At 35.1% G+C, this 4,326-nt stretch carries 4 protein-coding genes; 2 read left to right on the top strand and 2 right to left on the bottom strand.

Annotated features, from left to right (window positions below; translation table 11 throughout):
• Positions 1-1,482: ankyrin repeat domain-containing protein (locus HET73_RS06140; RefSeq protein WP_246210225.1), on the top strand; the 1,482-nt coding region annotated here is incomplete at its 5' end.
• Here the strand turns inward: HET73_RS06140 and ftsL are convergent.
• Together ftsL and rsmH are read right to left on the bottom strand one after the other, a co-directional pair.
• On the bottom strand, positions 1,479-1,793 hold the full coding sequence (gene ftsL / locus HET73_RS06135) for a cell division protein FtsL (RefSeq protein ID WP_174133247.1): 315 nt from the start codon (positions 1,791-1,793) through the stop codon (positions 1,479-1,481). The genes HET73_RS06140 and ftsL overlap by 4 nt on opposite strands.
• Positions 1,790-2,785 (bottom strand): 16S rRNA (cytosine(1402)-N(4))-methyltransferase RsmH, encoded by a 996-nt coding sequence (rsmH, locus tag HET73_RS06130; RefSeq protein ID WP_174133246.1) that lies wholly within the window; start codon positions 2,783-2,785, stop codon positions 1,790-1,792. The genes ftsL and rsmH overlap by 4 nt, the downstream gene beginning before the upstream one ends.
• A 217-nt stretch (positions 2,786-3,002) precedes the next feature.
• Here rsmH and HET73_RS06125 point away from each other — a divergent pair, with 217 nt between their 5' ends.
• Positions 3,003-4,214: an MFS transporter gene (locus HET73_RS06125; protein WP_174133245.1), complete on the top strand. Its 1,212-nt coding sequence runs from the start codon at positions 3,003-3,005 to the stop codon at positions 4,212-4,214.
• Positions 4,215-4,326 lie beyond the last annotated feature (112 nt).

The raw sequence follows: 4,326 nt of genomic DNA, 5'->3' as shown, positions 1-4,326 counted from the left end.
GGTTTTTCGCAGCACGTTACCACAAACTATGCAAGGCATGATATATTTCTCACAAATTCATTTAAACTTAATCAAGTAGGAGTATTATTGATGCGAAAGGGGTTTAATTCAAACGGTATGGCGCATGAGGAAGATATAAACCAATTAGTGGAAAGTGGATTTGATATTAACTCAAAAGATGCAAATGGAATCACTCTTTTGCATAAATTTACAAAAGAAGGTGACATAGTTAGAGTAAAATCATTGCTAGAACATGAAGCCGATTTTAGCGCCATAGACAATGAAAATAGAAATCCACTGCATTATGCTGTTATGCATGAACACAAAAAAATTGCTAAACTCCTTGTTAATCAGCTGACAATTAATTCCAAGGATAAGAACGGGTTTACTCCGCTGCACCTTGCTGCATTACAAGATGATACAGAATTAATAGATTTTTTGATAGCAGAAGGCGCAAAAATTAATGAAAAAGATGCCCAAGAAGGCTATACTCCTCTTCACATAGCTTCACTATACGGTTCTAAAAAAAGCGTCCAAACTTTAATTGATGGCAGGGCCAATCTTGAAGGTGAAGATAATAATTCTCGTACCCCCTTATTTTTGGCTATCTATCAATGTACTGCACATTATGAAAGTCGAGCAGAAATTATAGAATATCTGATAAAGAAAGGGGCAAGTATAGAAGCAAAAGACACAGAAAATAATACTACGCTTTTCCTAGCAGCATACAACAATAAAATGCAAATAGTGAAACTTATTGTAAAAAAGCAGCAAGCAAAAGCTAACTTTAAAGAGTTTATCTGCACAAAAAACAACCACGGTTTTGATGCATTAGATTGCGCTATTGAGCATAATAATAGGAAGATGGTAGCATTTCTCGTTTCAAAGGGAATAGAAGCAAACGATCAAGATTGTAGCGGTAATGCCCGGTTACATAAAGCTAGCTATAATGGTGACACTAAGGCAGTTAAGCTCTTATTAAAGCTTAAGGTAGATGCTAATGCTGTCACCAAATGTAACAGAACCCCTTTGCTACTAGCAGTTAAAAAAGGTCATATAAAAATTGTAAAAATGTTATTGGAAGTTAAAGCCAATATGAACATTTGTGAGCAACAAGGTTTTGCACCTCTGCATCTTGCTATTCAAAAGGATTATTTTGATATAGCCCAGCTGTTAATAGAGAAAGGAGCAGACCTTAGCGTTAAATGCAAAGACGGCTACACCGCAATAGATATGTTCATCAGCAAAGCTAATGACAGGACAGACATTAACGAAACCTACAAAAAATTTTGTAGGTTCTTAATACTTTACCTGAAAGAGCTACATAGTAAATACAAAGCTTCTTACATATTTTCAACCCTAGCTCTAAGCTTAACAATTTTGGGGTTGCCTTTTATTTTCAAGCCTGTAATCAAATACAGAGAAAGGAGTAAAAGATATAGAGAAACTAAAGCTATGCTGGAAAACTTACTCTATATTTAATTTGTAGAATCCGGGTTTTTAAGTTGTGCTAACGCACTACGGCCATTTAGAGAGTCAAGATTTTTAACCTGGCTGGCTACTATCAAAGAGTTGTTTTTCAGGTGTCTATCTATGAGGTTTGCAAGCCTTTTTGGATTGCTCAAATAACTCCACTCTGCTTGTAAAACTTTTATGTCACTTTGCACGAGATTAATTTCACGTTTTATTTTTATTAGTTCTGCGTTTAATGACTGGACATATAGTTTCACTTTAAACAGCCCTACAATACTGAAAAAAAACATAACTATTGAAATTATACAGAAAGTTCTCATAACAACCTCTGTATAGCTCTTAGTTTTGCTGAACGCGCACGTGGATTTGCATTTATTTCTTCAGTGCTTGCTTTGATCACTTTTTTGTTCAGAAGAGAAAATGTTCTACAATCGGTAGATCTTAGCTCACACAAGCCTTTAAAAAAGGTTTTGACTATACGATCTTCCAAAGAATGAAAAGTGACGACAATCAGCTTGCCATTCTTATTTAAGATTTCAGATGCAGCTTTAATACCCTTCTCAAGTTCTCCAAGCTCATCGTTTACCCATATTCTGATTGCTTGGAATGTCCTAGTTGCAGGATCAATTTTACTTTTTCCACGAAATACCACGGAACGTACGATATCCGCAAGTTCAAATGTAGTTTTGATAGTTTTTTTCTTCCGTGCGTTCACTATTGCCCTTGCAATTTTGCGAGAATAACGTTCGCCTCCATAGTTATATATAATATTCGCAATTTCTTCTTCGCGTAAAGCGTTAACAAACGTTGAAGCGTTTATATGGGAAGAGTTATCCATGCGCATATCAAGCGGACCATCATGTAAAAATGAAAACCCCCTATCTCCATCATCAAGCTGCATAGACGATACTCCTATGTCAAATACAACTCCATCTACAGCATTGATAGATTCATCTGGTGTCATTCCAGCGCATGACCATACATTTTTTTTCTGGCTCTCAACTGGGATAACGGAAGAGGATTTTGAGATTACAGAAGGTTCTACAAGGTGTTCAAGGCTATCCAATATATTTTTAATATTGCTAAATTTTTCAGTAAATAGCTTTATTCTACCTGGATGCTTGATACTTAAATTATCATAAAATTTAATAACTGTTTCGTCTCTATCAATTGCATACACTTTGCAATCAGCTGACTCCAATATTGCTTTGCTATATCCTCCAGCTCCAAATGTAGCATCCACATATACACCACCACTCTGTGGTAAAAGCTGTGATAGCATCTCTTTTAATAAAACTGGGATATGTGTCATGGCATTCTATAAAAAGATCTTATGTATACAGACAAAAATAGCTTTCTCATTGGAACATGGTATTTTATAGGAATACATAGGCAATGATACGAAAATACTGAATATAGTCAACGATATAAAAATATTAAGAATTAATGAGATATTATTATTAATATAATATTTATATTTGCAAAAATAAAGCGAATTATTATAATACTCAACAAACTACGGAAAGGTGATGCAGCAAATAACAAAAGTAATATTCTCGAGTTTAATTTGTAATACTTTATTGTGGTATGACCACATGCTTTTTGGCCATTTAATAAGCATAATTGGCAGTGTGTTTTTCCCATCGGACGATCAACTAATCAGTGTACTAAAGGCTTGTGGAGTGTTTGCAGCTGGGTTCCTAATGAGACCAATCGGTGCTGCTATATTTGGCCATATTGGTGATAAACATGGAAGAAGAATTGCTCTATTGCTCTCAATTAAATTGATGACTCTGTCAACCGTATTAATTGCCTTTGTTCCTGGGTATCAAAACATTGGAATACTAGCATCAATGCTAGTGGTATGTTTAAGGTTATTACAAGGTATATCTCTTGGAGGAGAAGCGGGAAATGCACCGTTTTTAATAGAGCACGCTCCTAAAAATAAAAAAGGATTCTTTGGTAGCATTGAAGTATTAAGCGCAATTCTCGGTTCGATATTAAGTCTTATAGCAGTACTTATATGCAAGAAAGTATCTAATTTTGATTCTTGGGGATGGCGTTTACCTTTTGTTTTCAGCTTAGCAATGGGATTAATCAGCATATATACAAGATATATACTTGATGAGAGCCCAGAGTACAAAAAGCAGAAAAATCCACCCAAATTACCATTAAAAGAGTTGTTAAATGGCTATAAAAAACCTTTTCTGATATCAGTAGGAGTTGATATAGTTGAAAATTCATCTCTTTACATATACCTAATACTTTTCAATGTGCTTACATCAAGAGTAGATACTCATTTTAACCACATAGTGGAAATACTGAGTCAAATTGCGCTCGGGGGATTGACTATATTGTTTGCAGTACTCTCTGATAAGATAGGAAGAAAAAAAATCATGAAGTTTGCATTCATGGCTTTTATAATAGTAAGTTACCCAGTTTTTTCAATGATGCTAAGTGGTGATAATTTGCTAACTATAACGGCACACGTTCTTTTTATAATTCCAATAGCTGCGTCGTTTGGTCCTGTTAGTGCGCTTATGTGCAAGTTATTTCCAACAAAGGTACGATACAGCGGATTCGGGTTATCAAGGAATATAGCCGCTGGATTTTTTGGTGGCCTTGCACCATTCATATGCACAACAATCATCAAGGTTACAGGACAAGAAACTTCAGCAAGCTTTTACATGATTTTCTGTGCATTGATTGGGTTGATTGCCATATCACAAGTTAAGGATTAGCCTTCTTCAAGATTATCCAAAGTGAAGTTAAACTAAATATAGAGGTTGTTCACAAACTAGTCTTGAAGACAGAAAATGTGAAGTGTATGGTCCCAAAGTGTGATGGTATGGG

The sequence above is a fragment of the Wolbachia endosymbiont of Atemnus politus genome, assembly GCF_013309895.1.
Note: the sequence above shows the minus strand (reverse complement) of the source record. Positions and strands in the feature narration are given on the sequence as shown.

Bases quoted from the DNA above. Each gene is read 5' to 3' on its own strand.
- ftsL (WP_174133247.1), bottom strand. From the start codon at position 1,793: ATGAGAACTTTCTGTATAATTTCAATAGTTATGTTTTTTTTCAGTATT.
- rsmH (WP_174133246.1), bottom strand. From the start codon at position 2,785: ATGACACATATCCCAGTTTTATTAAAAGAGATGCTATCACAGCTTTTA.
- HET73_RS06125 (WP_174133245.1), top strand. From the start codon at position 3,003: ATGCAGCAAATAACAAAAGTAATATTCTCGAGTTTAATTTGTAATACT.